This window comes from Ancylobacter sp. TS-1, assembly GCF_009223885.1.
Taxonomy (GTDB): domain Bacteria; phylum Pseudomonadota; class Alphaproteobacteria; order Rhizobiales; family Xanthobacteraceae; genus Ancylobacter.
Genome location: NZ_CP045144.1, coordinates 187878 through 203322, shown reverse-complemented (window position 1 = coordinate 203322; position 15445 = coordinate 187878). Strand labels below are relative to the sequence as shown.

Annotated in this window: 12 protein-coding genes; 8 read left to right on the top strand and 4 right to left on the bottom strand. The window is 68.0% G+C overall.

Annotation, left to right across the window (positions count from 1 at the left end):
* Positions 1 to 6 precede the first annotated feature (6 nt).
* Both GBB76_RS01000 and GBB76_RS00995 read left to right on the top strand, forming a co-directional pair.
* Complete coding sequence (locus tag GBB76_RS01000; RefSeq protein ID WP_152301561.1) at positions 7 to 1101, top strand: isocitrate/isopropylmalate dehydrogenase family protein; 1095 nt, start codon at positions 7 to 9, stop codon at positions 1099 to 1101.
* A 150-nt stretch (positions 1102 to 1251) separates the two neighbouring features.
* Positions 1252 to 1956 (top strand): FCD domain-containing protein, encoded by a 705-nt coding sequence (locus tag GBB76_RS00995; RefSeq protein WP_152301560.1) that lies wholly within the window; start codon positions 1252 to 1254, stop codon positions 1954 to 1956.
* 140 nt (positions 1957 to 2096) lie between these two features.
* Here the strand turns inward: GBB76_RS00995 and GBB76_RS00990 are convergent, their stop codons facing one another.
* The gene (locus tag GBB76_RS00990; RefSeq protein ID WP_152301559.1) at positions 2097 to 3128 is read right to left on the bottom strand and encodes a PdxA family protein; all 1032 of its coding nucleotides are present in this window, start codon (positions 3126 to 3128) and stop codon (positions 2097 to 2099) included.
* A gap of 17 nt (positions 3129 to 3145) precedes the next feature.
* Complete coding sequence (locus GBB76_RS00985; protein WP_152301558.1) at positions 3146 to 3901, bottom strand: FCD domain-containing protein; 756 nt, start codon at positions 3899 to 3901, stop codon at positions 3146 to 3148.
* Between the two features lie 300 nt (positions 3902 to 4201).
* Here GBB76_RS00985 and GBB76_RS00980 point away from each other — a divergent pair, with 300 nt between their 5' ends.
* Together GBB76_RS00980 and GBB76_RS00975 are read left to right on the top strand one after the other, a co-directional pair.
* On the top strand, positions 4202 to 5281 hold the full coding sequence (locus tag GBB76_RS00980) for a tartrate dehydrogenase (RefSeq protein WP_152301557.1): 1080 nt from the start codon (positions 4202 to 4204) through the stop codon (positions 5279 to 5281).
* Positions 5282 to 5324: 43 nt separating this feature from the next.
* Positions 5325 to 6752, top strand: a complete 1428-nt coding sequence (locus GBB76_RS00975; RefSeq protein WP_152301556.1) for an MmgE/PrpD family protein — start codon at positions 5325 to 5327, stop codon at positions 6750 to 6752.
* A gap of 74 nt (positions 6753 to 6826) precedes the next feature.
* Here GBB76_RS00975 and yghU read toward each other — a convergent pair whose 3' ends face one another.
* Positions 6827 to 7705: a glutathione-dependent disulfide-bond oxidoreductase gene (gene yghU, locus GBB76_RS00970; RefSeq protein ID WP_152301555.1), complete on the bottom strand. Its 879-nt coding sequence runs from the start codon at positions 7703 to 7705 to the stop codon at positions 6827 to 6829.
* Positions 7706 to 7935: 230 nt separating this feature from the next.
* Here yghU and GBB76_RS00965 point away from each other — a divergent pair, with 230 nt between their 5' ends.
* Positions 7936 to 9690 (top strand): chloride channel protein, encoded by a 1755-nt coding sequence (locus GBB76_RS00965; protein ID WP_152301554.1) that lies wholly within the window; start codon positions 7936 to 7938, stop codon positions 9688 to 9690.
* Between the two features lie 3 nt (positions 9691 to 9693).
* Here the strand turns inward: GBB76_RS00965 and GBB76_RS00960 are convergent, their stop codons facing one another.
* Entirely contained in the window at positions 9694 to 11112 is a 1419-nt protein-coding gene (locus GBB76_RS00960) for a short-chain fatty acyl-CoA regulator family protein (protein ID WP_152301553.1), read from the bottom strand.
* Positions 11113 to 11254: 142 nt separating this feature from the next.
* On the opposite strand from GBB76_RS00960, the gene GBB76_RS00955 reads away from it, so the two are divergent.
* The 3 genes from GBB76_RS00955 (at position 11255) to GBB76_RS00945 (ending at position 15414) form a co-directional block, all read left to right on the top strand.
* A complete protein-coding gene (locus GBB76_RS00955) occupies positions 11255 to 11494 on the top strand; it encodes a hypothetical protein (protein WP_152301552.1) in 240 nt (79 codons plus the stop codon).
* Positions 11495 to 11626: 132 nt separating this feature from the next.
* The gene (gene aceA / locus GBB76_RS00950; protein ID WP_152301551.1) at positions 11627 to 12925 is read left to right on the top strand and encodes an isocitrate lyase; all 1299 of its coding nucleotides are present in this window, start codon (positions 11627 to 11629) and stop codon (positions 12923 to 12925) included.
* 314 nt (positions 12926 to 13239) lie between these two features.
* The gene (locus GBB76_RS00945; protein ID WP_152301550.1) at positions 13240 to 15414 is read left to right on the top strand and encodes a malate synthase G; all 2175 of its coding nucleotides are present in this window, start codon (positions 13240 to 13242) and stop codon (positions 15412 to 15414) included.
* Positions 15415 to 15445 lie beyond the last annotated feature (31 nt).

Sequence of the window (15445 nt, the reverse complement as noted above, 5' to 3'; positions counted from 1 at the left end):
ACGCCTATGTCCCACGCCCCCCTGCGCATCGGCGTCCTCAACGGCGACGATATCGGCCACGAGATCGTCCCGGCCTCCCACCGCATCGCGGAAGCCGCGGCGAAGGCGAGCGGCCTCGCCGTCGACTGGCTGCCCATGCCGCTCGGCCGCAAGGCGCTCGACGAGTTTGGCCACACCATGCCGCCCGGCACGATGGAGACGCTCGGCACGCTCGACGGCTTCATCCTCGGCCCGATCGGCCATCAGGCCTATCCGAAGGTGCCGGAGGCGATCAATCCGCACCCGATCCTGCGCAAGAGCTTCGACCTGTTCGCCAATGTGCGCCCGACCCGCTCCTATCCGGGGCTGGGCTGCCTCTATGACGACATCGACGTCGTGATCGTGCGCGAGAACAATGAAGGCTTCCAGCCGGACCGCAACGTGGTCGCCGGCTCGGGCGAGTTCCGCCCGACGCACGACACCACCATCTCGGTGCGCGTCATCACCCGCGAGGGCAGCCGCAAGGTCGCCCGCGCGGCCTTCGAGATCGCCCGCTCCCGCAAGAAGCGCCTGACCGTCGTGCACAAGAACACGGTGTTCAAGCTCGGCTGCGGCATGTTCGTGGAGGAGTGCTACGAGGCCGGGAAGGAGTTTCCCGACGTCGTCATCGAGGAGGTGATCGTCGACACCTTCGCGATGAAGCTGGTGCGCGAGCCCCAGCGCTTCGACACCGTCGTCACCACCAACATGTTCGGCGACATCCTCACCGACGAGGCGGCCGGGCTGGTCGGCGGGCTCGGCATGGCGCCGGGCCTGTGCATCGGGCGCGGCGAGATCGCGATGGCGCAGGCGACCCACGGCTCGGCGCCCGACATCGCCGGCAAGGGGATCGCCAACCCCTACGCCATGATCGAGTCGACCCGCATGCTGATCGAATGGCTGGGCCGGCGGCGCGGCATTCCCGCCGCCGCCCGCGCCTCGGCGCTGATGAAGGCCGGCATCGAGGCGGCGCTGGCGAACCCCGCCACCCGCACGCCGGACATTCTCGGCACCGGCACCCAGGCGGACATGGTGGAGGGCATCCTCGCGGCGATGCAGGAGCAGGCGCACGCGGCGGCCTGAGCCACTACCCCCTGAATGCGGCGCGGCACGCCCTCATCGGCAGGCCGCGCCGTCGGCAATCGAAGACAAAATGACGCATCCGTGCCGGCTATACGAACAAATGCGTAGATTCTAGGAGCCTTTCCATTCTGGATTGTCTACAATCAACCGATGAGCATGGGCAGCGATTCCAACCATTTGAACGACCTTACCGTCGTGAAGAGCGTCTCCCTCACGAGCGCGCTGGAAAAGGAACTCGAGCGTCTCATCCTCACCGGTGAGCTGGAGCCGGGCGAGCGGATCAACGAGATACATCTCTCGAACCGCTTCGGCACCAGCCGTGGGCCGATCCGCGAGGCCACGCGCAGCCTGGAGGCCAAGGGGCTGGTCGAGGTGGTGCGCAACCGCGGCGTCTTCGTGCGGCGGCTGTCGGTCGAGGATGCGATCGAGATTTATGATGTGCGCGCCGCCCTGTTCGGCCAGGCCGGCCGGCTGCTCGCCGAGCGCATGACCGACGGACTTCTCGCCGAGCTCACCCGCCTCGTCGACGAGATGGACCAGGTCGCCGAGCGAGGCGATTTCGACGACTACTACCCGCTCAATCTCGCCTTCCACAATCTCATCGTGACGTCGTCGGGCAACCGCACGCTGACGGCCGAATATCATCGCTTCGTCAACAAGCTGCATTTGTTCCGCGCCCGCGCGCTGGTGCAGGGCGGCGGCCTTGCCGTGTCGAACCGCGAGCATCGCGCCATGCTGGAGGCCCTTGCCTCGGGCGACGGCGACCGGGCCCAGATGACGCATTGGCGCCATGTCGCCCTCGCCAAGCGCCGCCTGATCGCGGCCGTCGACGGCGCCTCCTCCCGCATCGACTGAGATTTTCACCCCCATCGAGTTTCGGGTGCAATGGCCGGGCTTGACCCGGCCATTTATGTCTGGGGAGCGGATGTGGAAACGTGGATCCCCGGGCCGAGCCCGGGGATGACGTCGTTCGGTGGGGTTCAGGTCGACCCGGATCAGGCGGCGGCGCGCGCCTCGATCTTGCGCGCGGCCACGCGGGCCGCGAGCCGCACGGCGGACTGGAAGGCGCCGATATCGGCGATCCCCTTGCCCACGATATCGAAGGCCGTGCCGTGCGCCGGCGTGGTGAACACCACCTCGAGCCCGGCGGTGATGGTCACGCCCTTGTTGAAGCCCTTGAGCTTCGTCGCGATCTGGCCCTGGTCGTGATACATCGCCAGCACGCTGTCATAGGCGCCGCCGAAGGCCTTCAGGTAGACCGTGTCGGAGGGGAACGGCCCGGTGCAGTCGATGCCTTCCTTGGCCATGGCCTCGACGGCGGGGCGGATGATGTCGATCTCCTCGGTGCCGAACAGCCCGCCCTCGCCGCCATGCGGGTTGAGCGCGGCGACCGCGATGCGCGGCTTGTCGATGCCGGCCTTGCGCATGGTGTCGTCGGCGAGGCGCAGCGCGCCGCAGACGGAATCGAAGGTCACCTGATCGACCGCGGTACGCAGCGAGACGTGCGAGGTGACGCGCGTCATCCACTGGTTCTCCAGCACGTTCATCTCGCTGAACGGGCCCTTATGGTCGAGCAGGTGGGCGAACATCTTGTGCTCGTCCGGGAAGCGCCAGCCGCCCTTGAACATGGCCTGCTTGTTGAGCGGGGCGAAGCACACACCGTCGACCTCGCCGGCCTTGGCGAAATCGATGGCGCGCGCCAGCGTGTCGCCGGTCAGGCGACCGGAATCGGGATTGGCGACGCCAAGCTCGAAAGCCTCCGGGTCGATATTGCCGAGATCGACCAGCGGGATTTCCGGGGCGCTCCAGTCGACCGCCGCCGGCGAGGCGTAGCGGCGCGTCTTCAGCGTCACGCCGGCATGGCGCGCGCCCATCTCCAGCACGCGGGCATCGCCCACCACCACGAGGCGCGCGACATCGCGCAGGCTGCCCTCGGCCAGCAGGCGGGCCGTCTGTTCCGGGCCGATGCCCGTGCAGTCGCCGGGCACCAGCGCGAGGACCGGAAGGGGGGAAGAAGTGCGCGTCATGGAAACACCTGTCTGGGCTATTTGTCGTGAGATTGCCGGTCTTTCGACCGCGATTGGCGCGGATCGAGCGGGCCGGGCCGCCCTTCCGTGGCGCTGTCATCCTCCAGCGTGCGCAGGAAGCGCGCCTTGCCGGCGAGGATGTGCCGCTCCAGCAGGCGCGCGGCGCCCGTGCCGTCGCTCTGGCGCAGTGCCTCGATGATCGCCTTGTGCTCGTCATTGGAGGTGCGCATCGAGCCGGGCAGCACGAGGCCGCGCCGGCGGAAGAGATGCAGTTCGGCCTCGAGCAGCGGATAGAGCTCGATCAGCTTGGCATTGTCCGAGGCCACCACCACCTGGCGGTGGAACTCGTTGTTGAGCGTGTAGAAGGTCGCGATGTCGGGCGCCTCGATGGCGGCGTCCATCCGCGCGATGAGATCGGCGAGATCGCGCAGCTGCACCGTGGTGATGATCGACGCCGCGAGCCGTCCGGCGGTGCCGAACAGACCGGCGCGGATGTCATAGAGGTCCAGCGCCTCCTTGGTGCTGACCTCACGCACGAAGAAGCCGCGATTGAGCTCGCTGCGCAGCAGCCCGATCTGTTCGAGCGCCCGGCAGGCCTCGCGAACGGGGCCGCGGCTGATGCCGAGCCTGAGCGCCAGCGTGCTCTCGTTGATGCGCGTGCCGCTGGTCAGCTCGCCCGTGCCGATCATGCGCTCGATCTCGCGCTGGATCACCGGCACGAAGGACGCGGTGCGCGGGGTGCGGACGGAATTGGCTGGCGAGCGGCGGAGCATGGCGCAATCTGGCCCGCTGAATCGAAAATTGTCAACACTGATGACAATTATGACGGCAACACCGGGTCATTTGCCGTTCGCTGCGGTTCCCGCAACGTCAGCCGCGATGCTGCGCCGCAACCGCCGAAAACCTCCGCAAATTCAGCGTGTGTAACGCCATCACCGTGAACTGACCCCAACGCCTCAGGTGGCGATCGCGACCGTTCTTTCCCAAAAATTGTTGACAGTTGTCGGTTCGTTGAACACTGTCCTGTCGGCTGACGTGCCGGAGCCGGCCGCCAACGATATTCAGGAGTTTCCATGACGACATATTCCATTGCGGTCATCCCCGGTGACGGGATCGGCAACGAGGTCGTGCCCGAGGCGCAGCGCGTTCTCGAGGCGGCGAGCCGTATCGGCGGCTTCTCCTTCGACTGGACCCATTACGACTGGAGCTGCGAGCGCTTCGCCAAGACCGGCGCCATGATGCCGGCCGACGGCCTCGCCCAGATCCGCAACAAGGACGCCATCTTCCTCGGCGCCGTCGGCTTTCCCGGCGTGCCGGACCATGTCTCGCTGTGGGGCCTGCTGATCCCGATCCGCCGCGGCTTCCACCAATATGTGAACCTGCGCCCGGTGAAGCTGCTGGCCGGCGTCGAAAGCCCGCTCAAGGGCCGCGAACCCGGCTCGATCGACTTCTACGTCGTGCGCGAGAACAACGAGGGCGAATACTCCTCCATCGGCGGCCGGCTCTATGACGGGCTGGAAGACGAGCTGGTGATGCAGCAGTCGATCTTCACCCGCCGCGGCTGCGACCGGGTGATGCGCTACGCCTTCGAGCTGGCCAAGGGCCGCAAGCAGCACGTCACCTCGGCCACCAAGTCGAACGGCATCAGCCACACCATGCCGTACTGGGACGAGCGCTTCGCGGCGATCTCGAAGGAGTATCCCGGCTTCACCACCGACCAGTTCCACATCGACATTCTCACCGCGCATTTCGTGCGCAACCCGGACTGGTTCGACGTCATCGTCGCCTCCAACCTGTTCGGCGACATCCTCTCCGATCTCGGCCCGGCGGTGGTCGGCTCCATCGGCATCGCGCCCGGCGGCAACATCAACCCGGAGAAGGAATACCCGTCCATGTTCGAGCCCGTGCACGGCTCGGCGCCGGACATTGCCGGCAAGGGCGTGGCCAATCCCATCGGCCAGATCTGGTCGGGCGCGATGATGCTGCGCCATCTCGGCGAGGAAGCCGCCGCCGGCGCCATCGAGAAGGCCATCGAGAACGTGCTCGCCCGCCGCGACAGCCTGACCCGCGATCTCGGCGGCACCGCCGGCACCCGCGAGCTCACCGACGCCATCATCGGCGCCCTGCCCTCCTCCACGGCGAACGCCGCCTGAGAGGCGCGCGGCACACGCTGAACGACAGAACAGGAAACGCACCATGACGCTGCACCAGACCAACCCCGCCCAGGCCCAGCCGGTCGTCGAGGGTCTCACCCACGACGTCGCCGCCTTCGTCGTCGGCACCAGCTATGCCGACCTGCCGGCGGAGGTGATCGAGCTCGGCAAGAAGTCGATCCTCGACGGCATCGGCCTCGCCCTTTCCGGCTCGGTCGCCAAGAGCGGCGAATACATCCAGTCCTATCTCGCGGGCCTCGGCATCAAGGAAGGCCCGGCGACCGTGATCGGCACCTCGCTCAAGGTGCCGACGCGCTTCGCCGCCTTCGCCAACGGCGTCGGCATCCATGCGGACGACTATGACGACACCCAGCTCGCCGTCGCCAAGGACCGCGTCTACGGCCTGCTGACCCATCCCACCGCCCCGGCGCTGCCGGCGGCGCTGGCGGTCGCCGAGGCCGGCGGGCGCTCGGGCGAGGACATGATGCTGGCCTACCATCTCGGCGTCGAGGTGGAGTGCAAGATCGCCGAGGCGATCAACCCGCGTCACTACCAGCACGGCTTCCACGCCACAGCGACCTGCGGCACCTACGCCGCCGCCGCCGCGGCTGCCAAGCTCAAGGGCCTGTCCATCGAGCAGGTGGTGCGCGCCTTCGGCTGCGCCGGCAGCCAGTCGGCCGGCCTGCGCGAGAATTTCGGCACCATGATGAAGCCGTTCCATGCCGGCCGCTCCTCGGAGAGCGGCGTGGTGGCGGCCGACTTCGCCGAGCTTGGCTGGACCACCACCGACAAGATCCTCGAAGCCCCGCGTGGCTTCTTCCAGGCGGCGGGCGGCGGCTTCGACGCCACCGCCATCGTCGGCAAGCTCGGCCAGCCCTGGACCTTCGCCTTCCCCGGCGTGTCGATCAAGCCGCATCCGTCGGGCTCGCTCACCCATCCCGGCATGACCAAGCTGCTGGAGCTGATCCGCGAGCACGGCATCAAGGCCGAGGACGTCGAGCGCCTCGACGTCGGCACCAACCAGAACATGCCGAACGCGCTGATCCACCATCGCCCGAAGAACGAGCTTCAGGCCAAGTTCTCCATGGAATTCTGCATGGCGATCCTGCTGCTCGACGGACGCGGCGGCCTGCCGGAGTTCACCGACGAGGCGGTCGAGCGCGACGACGTCAAGGCGCTGATCGAGAGGGTGAACTTCCATGTCCACCCGGAGGCCGAGGCCGCCGGCTACGACAAGATGACCACCATCCTCGACATTCACCTGAAGGACGGGCGGACCATTTCGGGCCGCGCCGATTTCGGCAAGGGCAGCCCCGCCAACCCGATGACCTATGACGAGGCGGCCGACAAGTTCCGCGGCTGCGCCGAGTTCTCCAAGTGGGACAAGGCCAAGACCGAGGCCATCATCGAGACCGTGCGCCGTCTGGAGCAGGTCCGGGATATCCGCGAGCTCACCCGGCTCTGCGCCTGACGACCGGCGGTCTGATGAGGGGGCGTCCCGCGAAAGCGGGGCGCCCCTTTTTCATTCGCGTCTCGTTTTCGCGCTCAGCCGGCGGCTTCCAGCTTGTCCTGGGTGCGGGTCTCGAAGTCGCCGGCGTCATGGCGCTCGCGCAGCTGCTCGGAAAGCGGCCCGTTTATGCGGTTGACGATGCGCCCGCGATTGACCGCCGGCCGTTCGAGAATGGCGTCGGCCCAGCGCAGAACGTTCGTGTACTCCTGCGCGGCGAGGAACTCGCCGGCGGCGCCGTAATGCCACCCCTTCGCCAGGCCGCCATACCACGGGAACACGGCGATATCGGCGATGGTGTAGTCCGCGCCGCCGAGATAGGGGCTCTCGGCAAGGCGACGGTCGAGCACGTCGAGCTGGCGCTTGGCCTCCATCGCGAAACGGTCGATAGCGTATTCGATCTTCATCGGCGCATAGGCGAAGAAATGGCCGAAACCGCCGCCGAGATAGGGCGCGCTGCCCATCTGCCAGAACAGCCAGGACAGGCACTCGGCGCGGCCGGCCGGATCGGCCGGCAGGAAGGCGCCGAACTTCTCGGCGAGATAGAGCAGGATGGCGCCGGATTCGAAGACGCGGAGCGGCTTCTCGCCGGAGCGGTCGAGCAAAGCGGGGATCTTCGAGTTCGGGTTCACCTCGACGAAGCCCGAGCCGAACTGGTCGCCCGAGCTGATCTTGATGAGCCACGCATCATATTCCGCGCCGGCATGGCCGAGCGCGAGCAGTTCCTCCAGAAGGATCGTCACCTTCTGGCCGTTCGGTGTGCCGAGCGAATAGAGCTGAAGCGGATGCCGGCCGACCGGCAGTTCCTTCTCATGCGTCGGGCCGGCGATGGGGCGGTTGATGTTGGCGAAGGTGCCGCCATTGGCCTTGTTCCAGGTCCACACCTTCGGCGGCGTGTAGTCGGATGTTCCGGACATTATGGGAAAACTCCACATGCTGAAGCGGCGTCCGCCGGGGCGCGCCGCGAATCCTGTTGGCTTCGGGGCGACTCTACGCAGGTGGTGCTGCCGGTCGACGCCCGCTCCATCAATTCGCGGCGACATAGCCCCCCGCCATCGCATGGCTGCGTTGCCGGTTGCGCACGGCACGGCCATTGCCTAGTCAGACAGGGTAGAGTGCGAGACGAGCGGCGCGAAACGAGCGGCATGTGACAACCGATCCCGCCCCCGGCCCCAAGGCGGTTCCGCAGGGCCTGCGCCAGCTGGTGCGCACCAGCGAACTCGGCATCGTCGCACTGGCGGGGATCGTCGGCGTGCTCGCCGGTCTCGTCGTCGTCGCGATGAACGCGACGCTGCAGGCGCTGCACGAACTCGTCTTCCGCATTCCCGCCGACGCCCACCTGTCGATCACCCATGGCATCGCCCCGGCGCTGCTGGTGCTTGGGCCGGTGCTCGGCGGCCTCGCCTTCGGACTCGCGGCGTGGCGGGTGCTGCGGACCCTCGCCAATCCCCCGGTCGACCCCATCGAGGCCAATGCACTGCATGGCGGGCGCATGTCGCTGCGCGACAGCCTCACAGTGGCGGCGCAGACCCTGTTCTCCAGCGGGGTCGGCGCCTCAGTCGGGCTGGAAGCCGGCTACACCCAGGCCGCAGCCGGCCTTGCCTCCTGGATCGGCCAGAAGTTCCACGTGCGCCGTGCCGATCTGCGCCTGCTGGTCGGCTGCGGCGCCGGGGCAGCCATCGGCGCGGCGTTCAACGCGCCGCTGATGGGCGCCTTCTACGGCTTCGAGCTGGTGCTCGGCACCTACGCCATCCCCGCCTTCGTGCCGATGATGACGGCGACCTTCACCGCCGCCCTCACCCAGCAGGCGCTGGCGCCGCGAACCCTTCCCGACCTGCCCGCGCTTCACGCGCCGGGCCTTGTCGATCTGCCGGCCGTGCTGCTGCTGGGCGTGGTCTGCGCGCTGGTCGGCATCGCGGTGATGCGTGGGGCGACGCTGGTCGAAGCCGGTTTCCGCCGTTCCGGCCTGCCGCCCTTCCTGCGCCCGGCGATCGGCGGGCTGATCGTTGGGGGGATGGCGCTGTGGAACCCGGCGGTGCTCTCGGCCGGGCACGGCGCGGTCTACCACTACCTTACCGCCGACGGCACGCTCGCGCTGGCGGCGCTGCTGCTGGTGGCCAAGGTCACGGCCTCCTCGGTCTCCATCGGCTTGGGCTTTCGCGGCGGCCTGTTCTTCGCCTCGCTGCTGATGGGCGTGATGGCGGGCAGGGTCTACGCCGCCGGGCTCGAGCTGATGTTGCCCGGACTGGTGCCGGCGCCGTTCTTCTACGCCCTTATCGGCATGAGCGCGCTGGCGGTCGCCGTGGTCGGCGGACCGATGACGATGACGCTGCTGGCGCTGGAGATGACGGGCGACCTCGAACTGACGCTGGCGGTACTGGCCGCCGCCGGCACCGCCTCGCTGGTCACGCGGCGCCTGTTCGGCTTCTCCTTCGCTACCTGGCGCTTCCACCTGCGCGGCGAGAACATACGCGGCGCACACGATATCGGCTGGCTGCGCGAGATCACCGTCGACACGCTGATGCGCCATGAGGTGCCGCTTCTCGACATCGGTACACCGATCGCCGAGGCGCGCCGCCTTTATCCGCCGGGCTCCTCCACCTATCTCGTCGCCACCGAGGGCGGCTTCTATGCCGGCATGGTGCCGCCCGCCGCGCTGCACGACGACGCTGCTCCCGCCACGCTGCGCCAGTTGCTGCGCTTCACCCGCACCAGCCTGTCCCCCACGGCGACGATCCGCGAGGCGCTGGACCTGTTCGAGAAGGCGGAAGCCGACGCGCTGGCCGTCACCACGCCGGACCGCCGCGTGGTCGGCCTATTGAGCGAGGCGCACGCCATCCGCCGCTACAGCGACGAAATGGGCCGGCGGCTGAGCGAATTGACCGGCGAGCGCCTCGACTGAGCCTCACGCGCCCCGGCGGGCCTGGGCGTAGAAGCTCTCCGCCATGTCGGTCTCGTTCATCGTGAAGCGATGATCGGTCGCCGGCTGAGCGCGCTGCTCGCAGTCCAGCCGCGGGCAGATGCGGCAGCCGACGCCGATCGGCACGGTCTGCGAGGGATCGGAAAGGTCCATGCCGTCGGAATAGACCATCTGCTGGGCATGGGAGATGTGGCAGCCGAGCCCGATGGAGAGGTGCCGGCGCGGCGCGTTGTGCCGGTGCCCGCCCTTGGTGATCGACTTGGCGATGCAGAAATAGCGCTGGCCCTCCGGCATCTGGCTGACCTGCACGTTGATCCGCTCGGGATGGAAGAAGGCGGCATAGACATTCCAGCGCGGGCAGGCGCCGGAATGGCGCGAGATATGGATGCCCGACAGCGAGAAGCGCTTGGAGATGTTGCCGGCGATGTCGGTGCGCACGAGGTGCAACGGAATGCCGGAGCGCCCCGGCCGCTGCAGCGTGGTCATGCGGTGGCATATCTGCTCGAAGCTGGTGCGGAAGCGGCGCTGGACGCGCTCGATGTCGTAGCGCGTCTCCTGGCAGGCGGCGAGGAAGGGCTCGTAGGGCATGATCAGCGCCGCCGCGAAATAGCTCGCCAGCGCGTTGCGCGTCACCACCGGCGCGTCGGCGGCGAGGTTGCCGGCCTCGATCAATTCGTCGATCTGGCGCGAGGCGGCGAGCAGGCCGAGCTGATGCGCCACGACGAAGAGCGCCGATTCCGGCGGCAGCACCTCGGCGGTGATCAGCTCGTGGGCGCCGGCATCGTAGCGCCGGGCGATGCCGGCCGGCAGCGAGGCGGAGCGCCAGTTGAGCCCGAAGACGTTGGAGAGATAGGTCTTCAGCCCGTACTCGAAGGAATCCGAGGCGACGTCGATGTCGCGGCGGATGCGCTCGGCCGCCGTCTCCAGAGCCGGGAAATAGTTGGCGTTCTCCTGGATGAAGTCGGACACCGCGTCGGTGGCCGGATGCGAGCCGCCCTCCTCGTCGAGCGTGCCGGCCGTGCCGGTGCGGTGCGCGTCGCGCAGCGAGCGGAACTGGTCGAACAGGCGCACCACGGCGCGTCCGACGGTGGGGTTCGAGGCGGCGAGGTCGCGTATGTCCTGGTTGGTCAGCGCGTGCTCGGCGAACAGGTCGTCGCTGAACAGCTCCATCAGGTCGCCGACGAGACGGGACTCGTCGTTCTCCACCAGCTCGCCGGGTTCGATGCCGAAATAGCCGGCCAGCTTCATCAGCAGCGGCACGGTGATGCGGCGGCGATTGTGCTCGATGAGGTTGAGATAGCTCGCGGAAATGCCGAGCGCAGTGGCGAGGTCCGCCTGCGACACGCGCTTGGCCCGGCGCAGCCTCTGCACCCGGCTTCCGATCCGCGGTTCGGTGGCGAGCATGGCCCGCTCCTTTGCTCGGTTTACAAAAACAGCCTGTAAACTTTACAAGGCTTATCAGCTTAACATACGAAAATCATTATATTTATTGCCTTTCCGTGTCGAGTGTTAAATCTTTACATCACACCCAACGGGAGGAATTGACATGAACCGCATCCCGCAGGACGGCCAGCCCCAGGGCGCCGAGGAATTCGTCACCATCGTCGGCGGCGACGCCGAGGAGATCGGCCGGGCGTTCCGCTCGCAGGGCCTCGCCGAGCAGGATTTCACCGTCGTCCACCGCATCGGCCGCCACCGCTTCGCGCTGGCGCCGGGGCAGGACCCGCTCTCCCTGTTCGACGGCCGCCAGCTCGTGGCCGCCACCTACACCCGCCGGGCCCGGTAGCCATGGCGGCCAGGCCACGCTTTCGACCGATCCGCTTCGAGGACGCGCGACGCGGACCGGCTGGCGCGGGCGCCGAACCCTCCACGGCACCCGCGCCCCTTCCCACTCCTTCCGACACCGCAGGAAAAAATCATGCTGGACCAGCTCCGCACCACCGCTCCCGACAGCTTCCCCGTCCCGCCCTGGGCTCCGGACCGCTGGAACGGCATCCGTCGCACCTACACGCCCGCTGACGTCGCGCGCCTTGCCGGCTCGCTGCGCGTCGAGCACACGCTGGCCGCGAACGGCGCCCGCCGGCTCTGGGACCTGCTGCAGACGCAGGACTACGTGCCCACCATGGGCACCTACACCGGCATCCAGGCGGTGCAGCAGGTGAAGGCCGGGCTGGAGGCGATCTACCTCTCCGGCTGGCAGGTCGCCGCCGACGGCAACTCGTCGGGCGACATGTACCCGGACCAGAGCCTCTACCCGGTCGACAGCGTCCCCGCTGTGGTCCGGCGTATCAACAAGGCGCTCACCCGCGCCGACCAGATCCAGACGATGGAGCGCGCGGACAGCGTCTCGGGGGCCGAGTTCGACTATTTCGTGCCGATCATCGCCGATGCCGAGGCCGGCTTCGGCGGCCAGCTCAACGCCTATGAGCTCACCAAGGCGCTAATCGAGGCCGGCGCGGCGGCGGTCCATTTCGAGGACCAGCTCGCCTCGGAGAAGAAGTGCGGCCATCTCGGCGGCAAGGTTCTGGTGCCGACGCGCCAGTTCATTCGCACCCTGAACGCGGCCCGCCTCGCGGCCGACGTCGCCGGCGTGCCCACCGTGCTGATGGCGCGCACCGACGCGGAATCGGCCCGGCTGATCACCTCGGACATCGACGAGATCGACCGGCCCTTCATCACCGGCGAGCGCACGCAGGAAGGCTTCTATCGCTACAATGGCGGCTTCGAGGCCGGCATCGCCCGCGCGATCGCCTATGCCCCCTATGCCGACCTCTTGTGGTGCGAGACCTCGACCCCGAGCCTCGACGACGCCCGCCGCTTCGCCGAGGGCGTGCACAAGGTGCATCCGGGCAAGATGCTCGCCTACAACTGCTCGCCCTCCTTCAACTGGGCGAAGCACATGGACAAGGCGCAGATGAAGACCTTCCAGTGCGAGCTGGGCGCCATGGGCTACCGCTACCAGTTCATCACCCTGGCCGGCTTCCACAACCAGTGCTTCACCACCTTCGAGCTGGCGCGGCGCTACCGGGAGGACGGCATGGCCGCCTATTCCGAGCTCCAGCAGCGCGAATTCGCGGCCGAGGCGCAGGGCTTCACCGCCACCCGCCACCAGCGCGAGGTCGGCACGAGCTATTTCGACGCCATCGCCACCGTGCTCAGCGAGGGCTCCAGCGCCACCACGGCGATGAAGGACTCCACCGAGACCGCCCAGTTCTAAGGGCGCTCGCGGACGAGCATCTGCCTCGTCATCCCGGGGCGGCGCACGGCGCGCCCGCGCAAGGTCAGGGGAGGCCTTGCGCGGGTCCGGCGTAGGCCGGGCGCTCCGGGATGACCCTCTTTGCCACGGCATTCGCGCCGAATGATGCACTGCGAACCCGACATAAGCCGTTGAATTCGCATAGGCGCCCCTTGCCAGACGCAGAACTCCGACTATGTGCGATGTTGCGTCGCACTCGCACTTTTGTTTATTGCAGAACACAGCTGTGCCGGTCCTGCGCGGACCGGTCTTTCGCTCGCGTGAAGGGACCCGTCATGAGCTACACCGACGTCGCCGGCCTGAAGGTGGATTCCGCCCTTGTCGACTTCATCAATAAGGAAGCCATTCCGGGCACCGGGGTCGACGTAGCCGCCTTCTGGGAGAGCTTCGCCGGCATGGTGCGCGATTTCGCGCCGCGCAACGCGGAACTGCTGAAGCGCCGCGACGAGCTCCAGGCCCAGATCGACGCTTGGCACCGCGCCCACCGCAACAAGCCGGTCGATCCCGCTGCCTACGAGGTCTTCCTCGCCGAGATCGGCTATCTCCTGCCCGAGCCCGAGCCCTTCGAGGTCGTCACCGGCAAGGTGGACGATGAACTGGCCCGTATCCCCGGCCCGCAGCTTGTCGTGCCGGTGACGAATGCCCGCTACGCGCTCAACGCCGCCAATGCCCGCTGGGGCAGCCTCTACGACGCGCTCTACGGCACCGACGCGCTGCCCGAGGACAACGGCGCCTCGCGCTCCAACGGCTTCAACACGGTGCGCGCCCAGCGCGTCATCGAGCGCGCCCGCGCCTTCCTCGACGAGAGCGTGCCGCTCGCCTCCGGCAGCCACGCCGACGTCGCCGCCTATCGCGTGTTCGAGGGCCAGCTACAGGCGCTGACCGCCTCGGGCGCCGTGGTCGGCCTCAAGGATCAGTCCCAGTTCGCCGGCTTCGACGGCACGGCCGAGGCCCCGTCCTCGATCCTGCTGGTCAATCATGGCCTGCACATCGACGTCGTGATCGACCGCACCCACCGCATCGGCAAGACCGACCCGGCCGGCGTCGCCGACATCGTGATCGAGGCCGCCGTGACCACCATCGTCGACTGCGAGGACAGCGTCGCGGCGGTGGACGCCGAGGACAAGGTCCTCGTCTACCGCAACTGGCTCGGCCTGATGACGGGCACGCTCAGCGCCAGCTTCGCCAAGGGCCGCGAGACGGTGGAGCGCAGCCTCGCCGAGGATCGCCGCTACACGGCGGCCGACGGCCGCGAGCTGACCCTGCACGGGCGCAGCCTGATGCTGGTGCGCAATGTCGGCCAGCACATGCTGACCGACGCGGTGCTCGACGCCAACGGCAACGAGATCCCCGAGAGCGTGCTCGATGCGGCCGTCACCACGCTGATCGCACTGCACGACCTCAAGGGCACGGGCAAGCTGCGCAACAGCCGCACCGGCTCGGTCTACATCGTCAAGCCGAAGATGCACGGCCCCGAGGAGGTCGCCTTCGCGGTCGATCTGTTCGCCCGCGTCGAGGAGCTTCTCGGTCTGGAGCACAACACGCTCAAGATCGGCATCATGGACGAGGAGCGCCGCACCAGCGCCAACCTCTCCGCCTCCATCCGCGCCGCCCGCGAGCGTATCGTCTTCATCAACACCGGCTTCCTCGACCGCACCGGCGACGAGATCCACACCTCGATGGAGGCGGGTCCGATGGTGCGCAAGAACGAGATGCGGGCGCAGCCCTGGATCAAGTCCTACGAGGACCGCAACGTCGATGCCGGCCTCGCCGCCCATCTCGACGGCCACGGCCAGATCGGCAAGGGCATGTGGGCGATGCCCGACCGCATGGCCGACATGCTGGAGCAGAAGATCGCGCACCCGCTGGCCGGCGCCAACACCGCCTGGGTGCCCTCGCCGACCGCCGCGACGCTGCACGCGCTGCACTACCACAAGGTCGACGTGTTCAAGCGTCAGGCCGAGCTGCGCTCGCGCACGCCCGCCACGAAGCGCGACCTGCTGACCATTCCGGTCGTTGATCGCGGCAATTGGGAGCCGGCGGCGGTGCAGGAGGAACTGGACAACAACATCCAGGGCATCCTCGGCTATGTCGTGCGCTGGGTCGACCAGGGCGTCGGCTGCTCCAAGGTGCCGGACATCCACAATGTCGGGCTGATGGAAGACCGCGCCACGCTGCGCATCTCCTCGCAGCACGTTGCCAACTGGCTGCTGCACGGCGTCGTCACCCCGGCGCAGGTCGAGGAGACGCTGCGCCGCATGGCCAAGGTCGTCGACGGGCAGAATGCCGGCGATTCGAGCTACGTGCCGATGGCCCCGGCCTATGACGGCTTCGCCTTCCGCGCCGCCCGCGACCTCATCTTCGAGGGCCGTGCGCAGGCCAATGGCTACACCGAATTCGTCCTGACCCGCCGCCGCCGCGAGGCCAAGCAGGCCCAGGCCGCCGCCTGACCGCCGATCGAGCGATCGAGGACGCGCCGGA